Raw genomic sequence first — 1203 nt, 5'->3', positions numbered from 1 at the left:
TTCGTGAATACGTCCCACCACAAATGGACGGTCAATGTTGCCGTCAAAGAAGTCAATCACCACGATCTCGCCCACGCGAGGCAAGAAGCGTGCTCCATAACCTGCACCCGCCCACGGGGTCAGCACATCGACCCAAGCGGAGTCGGTGTCATTGTCGTTACTGCCTGCTCCACCATCATGGCTATGGTCATCGGCTCGGGTAAACAGGAAGCGGACTTTAATACGTCCCCACTGGTCAACATGGATGCTTTCGCCTTCTAACCCTACGACTTTAGCGCGCTGCGGATAAGCTGCTGGTCGGTGCTCTAGCGGATTATACTCAGGTACAGCTTTTATGTTGCGTCGAACGACATTGAGTTCAGCAAAGTGGCGCTGCTCAGGATTTTGCGTGTCGAGTTCAGCTGCCTTAAGTTTACCTTGTGGTAATAGGCGTTCGATTTGCTGTTGTAATTCTTTCGGTAAATTATTCTGGTTGTAGTAGTGTTTGCTTAAGATCAAAAATTCTTTATCAGCACTGTCATGCTGGTCGAGTTCAGGGTGGTCATTCAGTTCAAACCAGTAACCTACCTGTGCATCACGGACGTTACCTGAAACGGTAAATTGTTTAGAAGTTAGGTGATGGTAAGCATTGATGTTCTGATTGAACTGTTCAATTTGGTTATTGCCGGAAGCGGTGGCTTGGTCTTCGCCCTTTAAGTCCTGCATCCACGCAGGGCTGACATGCCATGCATCTTCGAGGTTTAGGCTCGCATTGTCATAGTGTTCGCTGTGCTTTTGGGTGCCTTGTACGCTGCCACTGCCTTCTTCTTGTTGAAGGGCATCAGCTTGCCAGCGTTGAATATGTACCGACGTTGGCTGTAAGCTTCGCTCAGCTTTGACTTGAGTAATGGTATCGAACTGTTCTGTCGCACTGCTGCGTTGGTAGCGTAAGTTACGGCGTTCAAGGGCTTTATAGTTTTGATTTTCATCAATCAAACGTAGCACTTGTGGCTGAATGGAAGCATTCGGATCAGCGACCAAAAGCTGTGATTCATCTATAAGCCAATTAATGCCTTCACTACGCCACAAACGGGTTAAAAAGTCATAATCGCTTTCGTTAGACTGCATCACAAATGGACGCACATCGTAGTCTTTGGTTAAGCCAGATGTATCAAGGGTTAAGCTTGAAGCAAATAACGGACTTTTGCCTTGCCATTCTTTAAA

Annotated in this window: 1 protein-coding gene; it reads right to left on the bottom strand. The window is 47.4% G+C overall.

Going from position 1 to position 1203, the window contains the following annotated elements; genetic code table 11:
• Positions 1-1203: type VI secretion system Vgr family protein (locus ACH8JV_RS19425; protein ID WP_396523280.1), on the bottom strand; the 1203-nt coding region annotated here is incomplete at both ends.

The organism is Acinetobacter sp. ABJ_C5_2, from assembly GCF_044538485.1.
In the GTDB taxonomy this organism is placed as follows: Bacteria; Pseudomonadota; Gammaproteobacteria; order Pseudomonadales; family Moraxellaceae; genus Acinetobacter; species Acinetobacter nosocomialis_A.
Note: the sequence above shows the minus strand (reverse complement) of the source record. Positions and strands in the feature narration are given on the sequence as shown.